This is a genomic window from Modestobacter marinus, assembly GCF_019799945.1.
Classification (GTDB): Bacteria; Actinomycetota; Actinomycetes; order Mycobacteriales; family Geodermatophilaceae; genus Modestobacter; species Modestobacter marinus_B.
In genome coordinates, this window is sequence record NZ_JABGCH010000029.1 from 38,561 (window position 1) to 53,828 (window position 15,268).

Here is a 15,268-nt window from a genome sequence, read left to right on the forward strand (position 1 = left end):
GATGCCGCTGACCGGCCGGACTCAGGCCGACAGCCGGGCGACGTCGACCGCGGCCGAGCGCACGGTGGCCAGGTCCACCGCGGACCCGAGCAGACCCGCCCGGTCGCCGGCGGCCGACGAGGTCTGCCAGGCCACGAACCCGTCGGGACGCACCAGGACCGCGCCGCGCGCTCCGACGCCGTACCGGAGGGCCAGGGAGCCGTCCGGATCGGGCAGGTCCAGCCCCAACCGGAGCACCGCGAGCGGCGGTCCACCGGCCGCCAGGTGCTGGGCGGCTGCGCACCAGTCGCCGCCCTCACGGCCGGTGAGCAGCGTCAGCCGGCCGTCGAAGAGGTCGAGCGTGGACATCCGGCGACCGGTCACGTCCAGCCAGGCGTGCGGCGCGCGCCGACCGGGCGCGGCACGCTCACCGATGGTCGCCGGTGGATCGGCGTGCTCGGTGGGCGCGATGGCCGCCGACGCGTAGGTGACGCCGAAGTCCTCGAGACCCGACGCCTCGTGCGGACCCTCGCGCAGCTGCAGCGACCGCAGCGCGTTCGCCAGCCCCACCGGGCGTCGCTCCTCCTCGTAGGTGTCGAGCAGCGCCTCGTCGGCCCAGCCGTGCAGCACCCAGGCGAGCTTCCAGGACAGGTTGTGCGCGGCGGCGATGCCGGTGTTCATGCCGGTGGCCCGCCGCGGCGTCGTCCGGGTCGCCGCGTCCCCGACCAGGAACACCGGACCGCGGCGGAAGCGCGCGGCGTTCTCGGCGGCGAACGCCCACGCGAAGGTGCCCTGGACCTCCAGGTCGAGGTCCGGGAGGCCGGCGGAGGCGCGGATGCGCTCGGCCACCTGCTCGGACGTCGGCATGACGACGTCGTCGCCCGCCGTATCCCAGCCGTACCCCCAGCGGTGCCGGCCGGAGGCCACGAAGAGCCCCTCCGCACCCGGCGCCGTCACCCAGGACAGCGCGAACGGCGGATCGGGGACGACGCCGTCGAGGTCGGCGGCGAACAGCGCCGTCAGTTGCCACCCCTCCGAGCCCAGGTGCTCCATCTCGATGCCCAGTGCCCGGCGCACGCTGCTGCGCGGACCGTCCGCGCCGACCAGGTACCGGGCGTGGACCTCGTACTCCGCTGCAGAGCCGGACCGGGGGCGCAACCTCGCCCGCACGCCGTCGTCGTCCATCGTGAAGCCCGTCAGCTCGGTCCGGAAGCGCACCTCCCCGCCACGGTCGGTCACGTGCTCGAGCAGCACGGGCTCGAAGTCGTCCTGGGGGACGAAGGCGAACGACGTCGGGCTCATCGTGGCGACGTACTGCGCGGCGGGAGCGCCGAGGGACTCCACCGCCACCACGGGAGCGGCCAGTACGGGGGAGATCCCCAGCTCCAGCCGGACGTCCTGACCAGCCGCGAGAACGCGCTGCTCCAGGCCCCAGGACCGGAGGATCTCCATGGTCCGCGGCCGGACTCCGGACGCCTTCGGGAAGATCGACGTGCCCGCGTGCTTCTCGACGACCAGGACCCGGATCCCGGCGCGGGCGAGACCGGCGGCGGTGGTGAGGCCGGCGGGGCCGGCACCGACGACCAGGACGTCGTAGGTCTGGTGGTCATGGATCATCGGGGGCTCTCTCCGGTCGGGTTCGGTCGTGTCCGCTCCACGGTCGCCGGGACGACGCGCGGGCGGATCCGTACCGACTACGGAGTTAGCGAGCGACCCGAGTACGGAGTCAGGGCAGCGACCCCCGCTGCGGGGTCAGCGCCGCCACCCGGCTGCGGAGCTGACCGCGGTCGGCCGCGCCGAGCTTGGCCAGCAGGCTCGCCACGTGGGTCTCGACCGTGCGGGGCGACAGGTACAGCCGGGCAGCGATCTCGGCGTTGGTCAACCCCGAGGACACCAGGGTGAGGACGTCCATCTCGCGGCTGGTGACCCCGGCGGCGCGGAGGGCACCGGGCACGGGTGAGGTGCCGCGGCCGCGCCGGGTCGGGGCGCCGGCCCGCTTGAGCAGGTCCCGGCAGGTGCGGGCCAGCTGGTGCTCACCGGCCCGCTCGTGCTCGCCGAGGTCGCGGCGCAGCAGCGGCACGGGATCTCCCCAGCCGTCGGTGACCGCGGCCTCGAGGACCAGCAGGCGCAGCAGCCGGTGCAGCCAGGGCACGCCGGCGAGGTCGGCCTCGCCGAGTGCGAACAGCGCCAGGGCCTCGTCGGGACGGCCGCGGCGCCCGGCGGCGATGGCGTCGGCGTAGCGCAGCGCCCCACGGTTGGCCGGCCGCAGCACCGCCGGCAGCTCACGGAGCACGTCCCGGGCAGCCGCGCCCCGGTCGTCGACCGCCGTCCGCAGCAGCGCCCAGAGCCCGAACTGGTGCAGCGGCGCGGCCACCCGGTGCCCGACCAGCCGGGTGAGGCCCGCGTCCAGCACCGCGTTGGCCGCGGCGAGGTCGTGCGCCAGCAGCAGGGGGAGCGCGCGGACGCCGGCCACCAGCGGGTCCGCATCCGGCCAGGCCGCGGACAGCGGGAGCCGCGCCAGCGCCGCCTCCATGCCGGCCGGGTCCCCCGACGCGGCCCGGGCGAGGGCGACGCCGAACGCGCTGGCCGCCTGCACCTCCGGCATGTGCAGCCGCGTCCCCCGGTCGAGGAGCAGCCGGGCCGATGCCTCCACGGCCCGCGGGCCCTGCTCGACGACGATCGAGTCGAGCAGGATGACGTCGGCGGCGCTGGCGAGGCCGAGCAGCCCCGCCGCCGCGGCCAGCTCCCTGGCCCGGGGCAACGCCGCGGAGACCTCCCCCTCCAGCAGCTCGACCGTCCCCAGCCCCAGCAGGGCGGTGACCAGCTGCGGAACGAGCCGGTGCTCCTCGGCCACCTGCACGGCGCGGGAGAACGCGGCCCGGGCCGCCGGTGGGCTGTGCAGCCGGGCCACCCGGCCGGCGACGTCCAGCGCCTCGCACAGGACGGCCGGGCCGCCGCACCGTTCCGCCCGCGTCACCGCGGCGGCGGCCAGCGGGCCGGCGCGCTCGACGTCGCCGGCGCCGAACGCGGCGTCGGCGGCCAGCAGCAGCGAGCGTGGGTCGTCCGGGCGGCCGGCCCGGTCGACGTAGGCCTCGGCGTCCCGCCACCGCCGAGCGGCCACGGCCGTGCGGGCCAGCCGCAGGCACAGCTCGGCGTGCAGCTCGCCCGTCGCCGACGGCAGTGCTTCGACCCCGGCGTCCAGGGCGTCGCCGATGCGGCCGACGGCGGTCAGCACGGCGACCCGTTCGATCGCCACCTCGGCCGGGACGGCGCCCGTCCGGGCCGCCTGGTCGAGCAGCTGCTCGGCCCGCCGCAGCGCGCCGGTCGCCCGGTCCTGTCGCGCCAGCCTCAGGAAGATCGTCGCGGCCCGGTCCCGGTCGTCGCCCTGGGCGAGGAGCTCGGCGGCGCGGGTGACGTCCTCGGCCCGGCCGCGGGCCAGCAGGGCCTCGGCGGCCCGTCTCGCCAGCGACGCCCGTTCGGGTGGGAGCAGGCCGGCGAGGACGGCCTCGCGCATCAGCGCGTGGCGCCAGCGCAGCCGGCCGGCGTCCTCGTGCAGCAGGTGGGCGTCGGCGGCGGCACGGGCGGCGTCCAGCACGACGTCCTCCGGCCGGCCGACCACGGTCGGCAGCAGCTCCCAGTCGGGCTCCGTGCCGGCCACCGCGGCCGCCCGCAGGCACCTGTGCGCCACGGGATCGAGGCGGCCGAGCCGGCGCCGGACCAGGGCGGTCATCGTCCGGGGGACCGACGGCGCCGGTGATCCGGACGGCGGCGGGAGGCCGGCCGTCCGCACGGCCTCGTCGACGAGCTCCTCGGCCAGCAGCGGTAGCCCGTCGGCCCGGGTGACGAGGGCGGCGAGCTGGTCGCCCCGCAGCCGGTCGGTCGCCCGCTGAGCGGCGAGGGCCGCGAGCTCCGCCGCGCTCAGCCGGGCGAGGGTCACCGTGTGCACACCGGGGCTGCCGGTCAGCCGGTCCACCGCCGCGGACCCCGGCTCGTCGTCGCGCGCGGACGCCGCCACGAGCACGGGCCGGTCGCGCAGCCGCTCGGCGAGGTACTCGAGCATCGCCAGCGTGTCCGCGTCGGCCCAGTGCAGGTCCTCGAGCACGATCAGGCACGGCCCACCGACCAGCGCGTCCAGCACCCGGACGACTGCCTCGCCCAGCACGAGCACCGGGTCGACGCTGGGTTCGGTCGCGGTCGCGCCACCCGTCGCCCAGCCGGGCAGCAGGCGGCCGAGGGCGGCGCCGTACGGCGCGGGCACGGTCGCCGGGTCCAGGTCGTCGGCTCCGCCGCGCAGGAGGGCCTCGATCAGCGGCCGGTAGGCGCCGCCGGACTCCGTGGCCCGGCCGCACAGAACCTCCACCCGGTCCTCCCGAGCCAGCCGCGCCGCCTCGGTGAGCAGCCGGGACTTCCCGACCCCGGCCTCACCGACGACCAGCAGGACCCCGCCGCGCCCCGCGCCGGCACGCGTGACGGCGGACCGCACGACGGCCATGGCCTCGGCCCGGCCGATCAGTGGCGCCGCGTCCACCCCCACGTCCTACCGCCCCGGGCGCACCGTGTCACCGCTCCTCGACCCGCCGGTTGGTGCCGGCGGCGTGGCGCAACCGAGGAGGTTGCCGGTGATCGGCAACCCGGACCCGCGCCGGTTGGCCGGTCGTCGGCCTACCCCGACGAACCGCGGGTGGGCAGGCTGGGCTCAGGCCTCGAGAGGCGCTGGGCGAGCCCGACCACGGGAGCCCTCGACCGCGTCCGTGCGCGGAGGCCGACCCGCGACGGAACGGCGACCAGGAGGTGATCTCGGATGCACGAACCCAGGACCGGGCTCACCGGTCCGGTCGCCCTCCAGCGACCGCCCGGGCGCCGTCCGTCCCCGGTCACCGGCGGGGAGCGGCTGGCCCTGGCGATGACCCTGCGCGCGCGTGGCCTGCGCGGCCTGGACGTGCTCCGCCGCAGTCAGGACCGGGCGCCGCCCGGGGGTTCCTGACCCCGCCGGCTTCGGCCCCGTCCTCCGCGTCCCGCTCCGGCGGGACGCGTTCGTTCGTCGTCCCAGGAGAACACCCATGACCACCGTGCTCACCCCCGCTGCCACCACCTCGGCCGGCCCGGCCCCCGGCTGGGCGCCGTTCCGGGCCCTGCTGGAGACCCATCGCGCCGACTGCGTCGACCAGCGCGAGCTCGCCCTGGCCGAGACGGTCACCTCGGTGCCGGACGCCGTCGCCCTCAGCCGGGCCACCACCCTGCTCCGCACGATCGAGGAGATCGACGCGGCGCTGGCCCGGCTGGACACCGGCACCTACGGCCGGTGCGTGCACTGCGGGTCCGCCATCCCCCAGGAGCGGCTGGAGTTCCGCCCGTTCGCCGCGAGCTGCGTCTCCTGCCAGCAGACGCGCTGAGCGAGGAGCGGCCGCGCCACCCGGCGGCCCGCGTCCCGGACACCCACCGGCCCGACCGGCGCCCGCCCGTTCCGGCGGCGGGCCCGGTCGCACCACTCCCCCGGCGGCACCGCCGGGGAAGGAGCGGACATGCCTTCCTCCCACGACCAGCACACTCCGGCGTTCGCACCCGGCACCCCGCGGCAGGTCGCCGTCGTCGGGGCCGGGATGGTCGGCCTGGCCACCGCCTGGTTCCTCCAGGAGGCCGGCGTGCAGGTCACCGTCTACGAGCGGGACTCCGTCGGCGCCGGCGCCTCCTGGGGCAACGCCGGATGGCTCACCCCGGCGCTGACCGCACCGCTGCCGGAGCCGGCGGTGCTGCGCTACGGCTTGCGTGCGGTCGCCAGTCCCCGGTCGCCGGTGTACCTGCCGCTGCGCGCCGACCGCACGCTGCTGCGCTTCCTGACCGGCTTCGTCGCGCACAGCACCCCGCGACGGTGGCGGGCCGGCATGGCCGCCTACGTGCCGCTGAACGAGCGGGCGCTGGAGGCGTTCGACACCCTGGCCGCCGGCGGTGTGCTCGCCCAGACGCATGCGGCCCGGCCCTTCCTGGCCTGCTTCGCCCGGGAGCGGCAGGCCGCGCCGCTGCTCGCCGAGCTGGAGGCCGTCCGCGACGCCGGCCAGGACGTCGCCTTCCACCCGGTGACCGGCTGGCGGGCGCGGGCGGTGGAGCCCGCGCTCACCGACCGGGTGGGCGCCGCGGTGCAGATCGCCGGCCAGCGCTACGTGCACCCGCCCGAGTACGTGCGCGCCCTCGGTCAGGGCGTGCGCGCCCGCGGCGGGGAGGTGATCGAGGGCACCGGCGTGGCCGACCTGGAGCACGGCGGGAACGGGGTCACCGTCGTCACCACCACCGCCGAGCGGCATGTCCACGACGCGGTCGTCCTGGCCACCGGCGCCGAGCTCGGGCGGCTGGCCGGCCGGTTCGGCGTGCGGCAGCCCGTCCAGGCCGGCCGCGGGTACAGCTTCAGCGTGCCGACCGAGCACATGCCCCGCGGGCCGCTGTACTTCCCCGCCCAGCGGGTGGCGTGCACGCCGCTGAACGGCCGGCTGCGCGTGGCCGGGATGATGGAGTTCCGCCGCCCCGGCGACCCGCTCGACCCGCGGCGCATCGCCGCCATCGTCGACGCCGTCCGCCCGTTCCTCACCGGGGTCGACCTCGACGACCGGCGCAACGAGTGGGTCGGTTCCCGCCCCTGCACCCCCGACGGGCTGCCGCTGGTCGGCGCCACCGCCTCCCCGCGGGTGTTCGTCGCCGGCGGGCACGGCATGTGGGGCATCGCGCTCGGCCCGATCACCGGGCAGCTGCTGGCCCAGACGGTGCTCAAGGGCGAGGCCCCGCCGGAGCTCGCCCCCTTCGACCCGCTGCGCTGAAGCCCGCCGTCCCCGAGGAGGTGCCCCATGCCTGCCGTCCCCGCCCCTCGCGCCGACCGGGTGCCCCTCGATCCGGCCGACGGCTCCCGCCCCCCGCCCAGGGGCAGCGGGATCCCGACCCGCCCGCGGTCCACGCCGCGGCGCCCGGAGCGGGGGCGCCGGCCGCGGGTGTGCCGGTGACCCGGCTGCGGTCACCGCTGCCGATGCGGGTCACCGCGGCGCCCTACCGGTTCCGGCGATCAACGCCCGACCACCGCCGTCGAGGCGACACTGCGGATCGGCAGCCTGCTCCGCGGCTCCCGGTCACCGAGCCACCGGCCGAGGCGATCGCCGCCGAGGCCGACCCCGCCGATCACAGCGACCGCTGGACCGTCACCGATCGGCAGCGGTCGGTCCCCGGCCGGTGGACGAGGGGCGGACCGGGACCGGACCCTGCGCCGCGGTCTCGTCGCGCAGCAGCGGCCAGTAGCGCCACAGCAGCGCGCCCGCGGTCGTGGCAGCGCCGACCGCGAGGGCGGCGGACATGGCGCCGAAGAGGATCAAGAAGATGCTGATCCAGATGCCGGCCACCACGGCGGTCGGCAGGTCGTCCACGCCCCGGTCCACCAGCCGGCGGCGGTTCGCCAGCCGCGCGGCGGGCAGCACGGGCTCCTCGATCTCGATGGCGTAGTTCCGCTCGACGTCGTCCCAGATCCGCTGTTCATGAGTGCTGAGCACGGTCCACCTCCTGCTCCCACCATGCCGCCGCGACGCCCGCCGGACCAGGGCCGCCATCGGTCAGCTGCCGCCCGCTCGCCCTGCCGACGATCGGCAACAGCACGGGAACGACCGCCCGCATACGGCGGCTCGATGGCCGACGGCCGGCAGCACACCGATGGCGGGCTGGCGACGGCGACGACGGGCCCACGTCCAGTCCACGGGTGCCGCCCCGGGACCCGTTCCCACCCCGGCGCCCTCGCTCGACTACCGTCGTGGCATGCCGCTGATCTTCCACTGGGGCGGCCCCCGGCACGGTGAGGTCGCCGACGTGCCCGCCGCGTCCCTCGCCTCCGCGGTGCTGGTCTACGACGGCCCCCGCTGGTTCGGCGTCTACGAGCGCTTCCAGCCACTCCAGACGCGCGACACCCCCGACGGACCCGCCGAGGTGTGGGTGGTCCGCGAGTAGCGACGGCACCATCCGAGCCGACCCCGTTGGCTACGGTCGGCCGCGTGCGAGTGGGTCTCAGCGTGCCCGTCATGGACGAGCCCGCCTCGTTGGTGGAGCTCGGCGTCGCCGCGGAGGCGAACGGGTGGGACGGCGTGTTCCTGTGGCACCACGTCGTCGGGACCCCCGACTTCCCGGTGCCCATGTCCGACGCGTGGGTCGTGCTCGGGGCGCTGGCGGTGCGGACCGGGCGGATCCGCCTGGGCACGACGATCACGGCCCTGCCGCGGCACCAGCCCCAGGAGGTCGCCCGCCAGGCGGTCACCCTCGATCGGCTGTCCGGTGGCCGGATGGTCCTCGGCGTCGGGCTCGGCGAGCCGCCGGCGGAGTACACGGCGCTCGGCCGCAGCGCGGACCGCCACACCCTCGCCGGCATGCTCGACGAGGGGCTGGAGGTCGTGTCGGGCCTGTGGTCGGGCCGGCCGTTCACCCACCACGGCGCGCACTACACGTTCGACGACGTGCAGTTCCTGCCGCCGCCGCTCCAACTGCCGCGCATCCCGGTCTGGGTGTCGGCGATGACCCGCAACGAGCGCACGCTGGGCCGGGCCGCACGGTGGGACGGCGTCCTGCTCGGCAGCAGAACGGCGGACGGCGGGATGGACGTGCTCCCCGCCGAGGCGGTGGCCGAGGTCGCCGCCCGTCCGGACGCGCCCGCCGACATCGTCGTGGCCGCGCCCGCCGGGACCGACCCGGCCGTGTACGAGGACGCCGGTGCGACCTGGGTGCTCCTCACCGGCTGGCTGGACGAGCTGCGCGAGCTGGCGTCCGCGCCGGTGCCCGGACAGCGGTGACGCCGCGCTGCCGCGGCGAGCGCGAGGCCCCGCGACCGGTCGCGGAGCACCACCCGGGCACTCAGCCCGCCGGCGGCCAGGTCTTGGCGACCATCGTCAGGACGTCGTAGGTCGCCACGGGCTGGCCCTCGGTGTTCACGACGACCGCATCCCACCGCACCTCGCCGTGGTCGGCGCCCCCGCGCGGGGTGATCTGCTTCGCCGTCAAGGTGACGGTCAGCTCCTCCCCGGGTTTGACGGGGGTGAGGAAGCGCAGGTGGTCCACGCCGTAGTTGGCCAGCACCGGGCCCGGGTCGGGGTCGACGAACAGACCTGCGGCCCAGCTGACGATGAGGTAGCCGTGCGCGACGCGGCCACCGAAGAGCGGGTTGGCCGCGGCGGCCTCCTCGTCCATGTGCGCGTAGAAGGTGTCGCCCGTGAACTCGGCGAAGTGCTCGATGTCCTCGAGCGTCACCGCGCGCGGGCCCGCGGTCACCGAGTCGCCGATGCGCAGTTCGGCCAGCGACTTCCGGAAGGGGTGCACGGCGTCGTCGTTGCGACGAGCGCCCGTCATCCAGCGGCCACCGATCGCGGTGAGCATGTCCGGTGAGCCCTGGACGGCGCTGCGCTGCATGTGGCGCAGCACGCCGCGGATGCCGCCGAGTTCTTCCCCACCGCCGGCACGGCCGGGTCCGCCGTGGACCAGCACCGGGAGCGGGGAGCCGTGGCCGGTGTTCTCCTTCGCGTCGTCCCGGTCGAGCACCAGGATCCGGCCATGGGCATGCGCGGCACCGAGGACGAACTCGCGCGCGACCGCTTCGTCGTGGGTGACGATCGACCCGACGAGGCTGCCCTGTCCGCGGGCCGCCAGCTCGACGGCGTGCGCGATCCCGTCGTAGGGCAGCACGGTGCTCACCGGACCGAACGCCTCGACATCGTGCGGCTCGGCGGCCGTTCCGTCGTCGCAGCGCAGCAGCATCGGCGGCAGGAAGGCCCCCCGGTCGCGATCGGCACCGACGACCTCGAAGTGCTCCGGGTCGCCGACGACGAGCTCGGCGACCCCGCGCAGTGCCTTGAGCGAACGCAACACCTCCTCTCGCTGGTCGAGGCTCGCGAGCGCACCCATGGTCACGCCCTCGGCTCCCGGCGCACCGACGACGACCCTCTCCAGCCGCGCCCGGGTGGCCTCGACGACGTCGTCCACCAGTGCCCGGGGGACGAGCGCGCGGCGGATCGCCGTGCACTTCTGGCCCGCCTTGACGGTCATCTCGGTGACCAACTGCTCCACGAAGAGCTCGAACTCCGGCGTCTCGCCAGTGGCGTCGGGGCCCAGCACCGAGCAGTTCAGCGAGTCGGCCTCGGCGTTGAACCGCACCGAGTTCGCCACCACGGCCGGGTGGCTGCGCAGCTTGCGCGCGGTGGTCGCCGAACCGGTGAAGAACACCAGGTCCTGGCCGGCCAGGCCGTCGAGCACGCCGGCCGCGCTGCCGGCGAGCAGCTGCAGCGACCCCTCGGGCAGCAGCTCGGACTCCACGATCCTCCGGACGACCGCCTCGGTGAGGTAGGCGGTCTGGCTGGCCGGCTTGACGACCGTGGGCACACCCGCGAGGAAGGCCGGCGCCAGCTTCTCGAGGAACCCCCACACCGGGAAGTTGAACGCGTTGATCTGGACCGCCACCCCGCGCAGTGGCGTGTAGAGGTGCTGGCCGGCGAAGGTGCCGCGCCGGCCGAGCGGCTCGACCGCGCCGTCGAGGACGACGGTGTCATCGGGCAGCTCGCGCCGCCCCTTGCTGGCGTAGGAGAGCAGCGTGCCGAAGCCGCCGTCGACGTCCACCATGCTGTCCCGATCCGTGGCGCCGGTGCGGCGGGACAGTGCGTGGAACTCGTCCTTGTCGGCCATCAGCCGCAGGCCCAGCTGCTTGAGCAGACCGGCCCGCTGGTGGAACGTGAGCTCGCGCAGCGCCGGGCCGCCCACCGTGCGAGCGTGGTCGAGCATCGCGGCCACGTCGAGGCCGGTGCTGCTGACGCGGACGACGGTCTCCCCGGTCACCGCATCGGCGATCGGGATGCCGTCGTCCGGCGCGCCGTACCACCGGCCGGCGACGTAGCTCTCGAGCAGAGGTGCGGTAGCGGTCATGTCGATCTCCTTCGGGACACCGTGGAGTGCCGGCGTCGCTCCGGCCTCCCCGATACTGCGGTGAACTCCTCCGGTTCTCCACCTGCGACCTGGGCCGCCCGTGCCCAGGGTCAGCGGTGCGCCTCCTGCAGGTGCTGGCGCCAGCGGGGAGGTCCTCGAGTACACCTACCGGCTCGAAGGTGACCTCCTCACCATCTGGTTCAGCGGCACGGACTCCCCTGCCCGCTTCGAGGGACGGTTCAGCGCCGACGGCACGACCAACTCCGGAGCGTGGCAGTGGCCGCGCGGGGGCTACGCGTCCACGATGACCCGCGCCGCCGGACGGGGTCGAGCGGGAGGTCCCGGCGCATCACAGCTTGTACAGCGGCGGGTTCGGCAGCAGCGCGCGTCCGAAGGTCGATGCGCTCACCCCGGCGAGGCACGCGTACCAGGCGACGGCGGCGGTGGCGAGGCCCAGGTAGCCGCCGAACCTGGTCATGCCCTCGTTGTGCGTCACGTCACCGAGCCCGAGCACGAAGAACGTCGCCGCGAGGAGTGTGAAGAGCAGGGCCAGTGCCGCGGTGGTGCGCAGCGCGGCGACCCACATGATGACCGTGAAGATGCCCCAGCTGATCAGGTACCAGCCGACCACGGTCGCCCGGTCGTCGGCGTCCGGGATGTCCGCCGCGTAGAAGGTGACGAACGCCCAGAACGAGAGCCAGAAGGCGCCGTAGGACGTGAAGGCGGTCGCGCCGAAGACATTGCCCTTCCGGAACTCCCACATGCCGGCGAGCACCTGCATCGCGCCCCCGTAGGCGAGTGCGACGCCGAAGACGATCGGCTCGCCCGCCGCCGGCAACAGGCCGGCGTTGAACAGGCTCAACAGGAACGTCGTGAGCGCGAAGCAGCCGAGGCCGAGCGGCGCAGGGTCGGCGATCATCCGGACGTTCTCGGAGGCGAGTTCCCTTGCCATGGCGACCCGACCGGCGGTCGGGTCGCTCAGGTCGGCCAGGAACTCGCCGCCGGCGTCGACGTTCCGCGTTCCCGGGTGCGGTGCTGCGTCTCGTGCCACGGCAGAGCCCTCCTCTCCGGCCACGGTCGTGCTGCGGCTCTCGGGGGCATCTCGCGATCGGAGCGGGTCACTCCCCTTCCCGGCCGGGCCGGTCACGGGCCGCCACGGGAAGACTGCGAACGCCCTCCTGCACGACAGTGACGACGACCGCAGTCGACCGTCAAGACGGCTTCAGCGTGTCGCAGCATCGGCGGAGATCCACTCGGCGAACGTCCCGGGCAGTGCCAGCAGCACGAGGGCCTCGGTGGCATCGCCCACCAGCGGACCCGGCCTCACCGTCCCCAGACCAACAGAGAACTCGAGCGCCCTGGATGGGCTGCAGCAACGCGTCATCACGACGGCGCACGGCTCATGAGATGGGCACGAAGGTGCAGCCGCTGGCGTGATGCGCCCGCGCCCGACAGATCCGACCGGTGGGCAGGTGGATCATGCCGCAGCGGCCGGCATCCGCGGTCGGCTCGTCGATGCTGGCGTTGTGCAGATCCAATCGCTCCTGGCCGGTGCCCGGGAACTGGGGAAAGGGGATCACGGTGTGCTCCTCGCAGTAGGGAGTGCCTGAGTGGTGCCGGAACCTCGCCGTGTCTGCATCTCGGCACTGGGAGGCGGGCGGCACTGGGATGCCGAGCAGGGGCGGAACGGGCGGCGTCGACGACATGCAGATCGACATCGACCCGGTGGCGATCGCTCTGGGGGGACGGGGCGACGGGACCGAGGAACAGACGTGGCCGTCATCGCGGCCGGGCGCCGCCCTCGGAATCACAGCCCGCCTCCGCGACGGTCTCCGGTCGTCAGGAGCTCTTCACCTGCGCGCCCGCGCGGACCGCCGGCGGCTGTCGGGCGGCCGGCGCACGGAGCGGATCGTGGTCACGGTGCCGCGACCGGCGCACCGGGCTCGGTGGCACGGGGAGCGGGAGCAGCGGACGTCGCCGGCTCAACGAGGATGGGAGGTGAGCCGTTGCGCATGGGTGCCTGGGTGGGTCCCATCAGGGCCCGCCGATCTCCCCCCGCCAGCGGAGGGGCTGGACGCCGAACTGGCGTCGAGCCGGACGCTACCCGTATCCGAGGTGGATGAGCGGGCCGCGGCCGTTATCGCCGATTTCCTTGCACTCGACGACCGCGGGCATCGTCGTCCTGGTCTACTTCGAGCGCAGCGCCGTCACCACCCCACCGAAACGATCGCTCGCTCTACCGTTGGACGACCTGCACCGACGCTCAGCGCCGCCGTGCGACGACCGTCGACTCGCTGCGCGTGACCGGCAGGTTTCTGGCGCGCCTACCGCGGCGGGACCGCTAGGAGAACCACGTGAGAAAGCGCGTGCCTGGCTACTCGGGACCGGCAACGGCCACTTCGGCGCTCGCGTCGTCATGCCTTCACGTCCCCGACGACCGGGCGTACATTCTGGCCCTCATTTCCTGTCGGGGGAGGCGCGCCATGCGTCGACAGGTGCGGCAGTCAGCCCTCGCTGAGGTCGTCGGCCCGGGCGAGATACCCGCACGGCGGTTGCCCCATCTCGTCAGACCTCGTCGCCGGAGGCCTCGCGCACGTGGAAGCTGCGTGCCGGAAAGGGGCGCTGCGGGCACTTGGGCTTGAGGTTCGCCGGGCACAGCTGTGCCCGACGAGCTCACCTGGCGCTGCCCCGCGTCGTCGTCCCAGTCCGGCCAGTGGTCAGTGGTCACTGACTGTCACGCCTGTTACTCACTGTCACAGCTCGTTGACAGATTCCTGTCCCGTCCGACGCCCAAGGGCACGCTGAGAGCAACCGCTCGTGTACTTGTCTCTCGCAATCTCGGGGGTTGTGCATGACTGTCATCCGGGGTCCGTACGGCGCAGCGGACGAGTACGCCGACCTGGAGATCGGCCTCCACCGGCGTGACGCCGTCACCTGGAGCGTGGAGCTCCGGTTCTCGCTGCCCCGGACCGACGCCGAGACGCAACTGGACGTCGCCGGACCGCTGCTGGCCGACATCGACCCGCGCGAGCTCGACGCCATCCACGATGAGGAGGAGTACGGCCTCGCGCTGGGCTCGGGCCTGTTCGGCCACGGGGTCGGGCCCGCGTTCCAGACGGCGGTCGCGACCTCGCAGAGCCAGGGCGTGCGGCTGCGCGTGCGCCTGGTGATGGGTAGCAGCGCCGCCGCGCTGCACGGGCTGAGGTGGGAGACGCTGCGCAACCCCACGGACCGCTCGACACTGCTGACCAACGAGAACGTGCTCTTCTCGCGGTACCTCAGCAGCCAGGACTGGCGGCCCGTGGGGGTCCGGCCCCGGGAGGAACTCAAGGCTCTGGCAGTCGTAGCGGGCCCGTCGGACCTCGACTCGATCGAGGCCGGGCGCCTTCTGGCCCCCGTACGCGTCGATGAGGAGCTGGCCCGTGCCCGTGAAGGGCTGGCCTCCCTGTCGCTGACGGAGCTGCCGGGGATCGCCGCCCCGACCGCGGCGAACATGCTGGACCGGGTGCGCCGCGGGTTCGACGTCCTCTACCTCGTCTGCCACGGCTACGTGGTGCACGACGAGCCGGTGCTGCTCTTGGTGGACGAGGATGGCCACGCGGCACCGCTGTTGGGCAGTGAGCTCATCGGCCAGTTGCGGGACCTCCCTCGGCTGCCCCGGCTGGTGTTCCTGGCGTCGTGCCAGAGTGCGGGTGCGGGTGCCGACCGGCGCAGCGAGGACGCCGGCGTGCTGGCCGCTTTGGGACCGCGGCTGGCCGAGGTGGGCGTGCCCGCGGTCGTGGCGATGCAGGGGAACATCACCATGACCACCGCCGCCGCGTTCACCCAGGCCTTCTTCAGGAGCCTGGACGACGACGGGCTCGTCGACCGCGCGACCGCGGTCGCGCGGGCTGCCGTGCGCGAGCGGCCCGACTGGTGGGTGCCTGCGCTGTTCATGCGGCTGAAGAGCGGGCGGCTGTGGTACCTGCCCGGAACCGCTCCCGGACGGGAGCGGTTCGACAAATGGCCGTCGCTCATCACCGACCTCGAGGACGGGAAGTGCACCCCGGTGATCGGGCCCGGAATCACCGACGCGCTGCTGGGCACCCGGCAGGAGATCGCCACGGACTGGGCCCAGAGCTACCGGTTCCCCATGGCGCCCCACAACCGGGAGAGCATGCCCCAGGTCGCCCAGTACCTGTCGGTCAACCAGGGACGGCGCTTCCTGCGCCGGGAGATGACGAGCCATCTGCGCCGCACCTTGCTGGAGCGCTACGGCGACGACCTGCCCGAAAACCTGCTGCGCGAGGACGCCTCCCTCGAGGACCGCATCGCCGAAGCCTGGAAAGCGCGGCACCGGCGCGAGCAGGTCGACCCCTTCTCGGTCCTC

13 protein-coding genes are annotated in these 15,268 nt (G+C 74.7%); 7 read left to right on the top strand and 6 right to left on the bottom strand.

The features are described from left to right. Window positions 1-21 precede the first annotated feature (21 nt). Both HK417_RS19825 and HK417_RS19830 read right to left on the bottom strand, forming a co-directional pair. Window positions 22-1,596 carry an FAD-dependent monooxygenase gene (locus tag HK417_RS19825; RefSeq protein ID WP_222270080.1) on the bottom strand — a complete coding sequence of 525 codons (1,575 nt, stop codon included), beginning with the start codon at window positions 1,594-1,596 and terminating at the stop codon, window positions 22-24. Between the two features lie 109 nt (window positions 1,597-1,705). Then, window positions 1,706-4,507, bottom strand: coding sequence for an ATP-binding protein (locus HK417_RS19830; protein ID WP_222270082.1), 2,802 nt, complete (start codon window positions 4,505-4,507; stop codon window positions 1,706-1,708). 273 nt (window positions 4,508-4,780) lie between these two features. On the opposite strand from HK417_RS19830, the gene HK417_RS19835 reads away from it, so the two are divergent. The 4 genes from HK417_RS19835 (at window position 4,781) to HK417_RS19850 (ending at window position 6,965) form a co-directional block, all read left to right on the top strand. Next, entirely contained in the window at window positions 4,781-4,963 is a 183-nt protein-coding gene (locus HK417_RS19835; RefSeq protein ID WP_222270084.1) for a hypothetical protein, read from the top strand. Between the two features lie 76 nt (window positions 4,964-5,039). Then, window positions 5,040-5,372: a TraR/DksA family transcriptional regulator gene (locus tag HK417_RS19840; protein WP_222270094.1), complete on the top strand. Its 333-nt coding sequence runs from the start codon at window positions 5,040-5,042 to the stop codon at window positions 5,370-5,372. A 129-nt stretch (window positions 5,373-5,501) separates the two neighbouring features. Beyond that, entirely contained in the window at window positions 5,502-6,785 is a 1,284-nt protein-coding gene (locus tag HK417_RS19845) for an NAD(P)/FAD-dependent oxidoreductase (protein WP_222270096.1), read from the top strand. A 27-nt stretch (window positions 6,786-6,812) separates the two neighbouring features. Continuing rightward, window positions 6,813-6,965: a hypothetical protein gene (locus HK417_RS19850; protein WP_222270098.1), complete on the top strand. Its 153-nt coding sequence runs from the start codon at window positions 6,813-6,815 to the stop codon at window positions 6,963-6,965. A gap of 192 nt (window positions 6,966-7,157) precedes the next feature. Here HK417_RS19850 and HK417_RS19855 read toward each other — a convergent pair whose 3' ends face one another. Beyond that, window positions 7,158-7,502, bottom strand: coding sequence for a DUF3040 domain-containing protein (locus HK417_RS19855; protein WP_222270108.1), 345 nt, complete (start codon window positions 7,500-7,502; stop codon window positions 7,158-7,160). Between the two features lie 259 nt (window positions 7,503-7,761). Here HK417_RS19855 and HK417_RS19860 point away from each other — a divergent pair, with 259 nt between their 5' ends. Together HK417_RS19860 and HK417_RS19865 are read left to right on the top strand one after the other, a co-directional pair. Then, window positions 7,762-7,950 carry a hypothetical protein gene (locus HK417_RS19860; RefSeq protein ID WP_222270110.1) on the top strand — a complete coding sequence of 63 codons (189 nt, stop codon included), beginning with the start codon at window positions 7,762-7,764 and terminating at the stop codon, window positions 7,948-7,950. A gap of 50 nt (window positions 7,951-8,000) precedes the next feature. Then, window positions 8,001-8,783 (top strand): LLM class flavin-dependent oxidoreductase, encoded by a 783-nt coding sequence (locus HK417_RS19865; RefSeq protein ID WP_439957935.1) that lies wholly within the window; start codon window positions 8,001-8,003, stop codon window positions 8,781-8,783. A 61-nt stretch (window positions 8,784-8,844) separates the two neighbouring features. Here the strand turns inward: HK417_RS19865 and paaZ are convergent, their stop codons facing one another. The 3 genes from paaZ to HK417_RS19880 all read right to left on the bottom strand — a co-directional run bounded on the left by paaZ (window position 8,845) and on the right by HK417_RS19880 (window position 12,479). Further along, the gene (gene paaZ, locus HK417_RS19870) at window positions 8,845-10,899 is read right to left on the bottom strand and encodes a phenylacetic acid degradation bifunctional protein PaaZ (RefSeq protein ID WP_222270115.1); all 2,055 of its coding nucleotides are present in this window, start codon (window positions 10,897-10,899) and stop codon (window positions 8,845-8,847) included. A gap of 349 nt (window positions 10,900-11,248) precedes the next feature. After that, window positions 11,249-11,950 carry an acetate uptake transporter gene (locus HK417_RS19875; protein WP_308123718.1) on the bottom strand — a complete coding sequence of 234 codons (702 nt, stop codon included), beginning with the start codon at window positions 11,948-11,950 and terminating at the stop codon, window positions 11,249-11,251. A gap of 349 nt (window positions 11,951-12,299) precedes the next feature. Then, window positions 12,300-12,479, bottom strand: coding sequence for a hypothetical protein (locus tag HK417_RS19880; protein WP_222270117.1), 180 nt, complete (start codon window positions 12,477-12,479; stop codon window positions 12,300-12,302). Window positions 12,480-13,750: 1,271 nt separating this feature from the next. Between HK417_RS19880 and HK417_RS19885 the strand changes: the two genes are divergently transcribed. Continuing rightward, on the top strand, window positions 13,751-15,268 hold a 1,518-nt coding region (locus tag HK417_RS19885; protein WP_222270119.1), incomplete at its 3' end, for a CHAT domain-containing protein.

Coding starts and splice junctions, on each gene's coding strand:
- HK417_RS19845 (WP_222270096.1), top strand. CDS start 5,502: ATGCCTTCCTCCCACGACCAGCACACTCCGGCGTTCGCACCCGGCACC.
- HK417_RS19835 (WP_222270084.1), top strand. CDS start 4,781: ATGCACGAACCCAGGACCGGGCTCACCGGTCCGGTCGCCCTCCAGCGA.
- paaZ (WP_222270115.1), bottom strand. CDS start 10,899: ATGACCGCTACCGCACCTCTGCTCGAGAGCTACGTCGCCGGCCGGTGG.
- HK417_RS19860 (WP_222270110.1), top strand. CDS start 7,762: ATGCCGCTGATCTTCCACTGGGGCGGCCCCCGGCACGGTGAGGTCGCC.
- HK417_RS19825 (WP_222270080.1), bottom strand. CDS start 1,596: ATGATCCATGACCACCAGACCTACGACGTCCTGGTCGTCGGTGCCGGC.
- HK417_RS19850 (WP_222270098.1), top strand. CDS start 6,813: ATGCCTGCCGTCCCCGCCCCTCGCGCCGACCGGGTGCCCCTCGATCCG.
- HK417_RS19840 (WP_222270094.1), top strand. CDS start 5,040: ATGACCACCGTGCTCACCCCCGCTGCCACCACCTCGGCCGGCCCGGCC.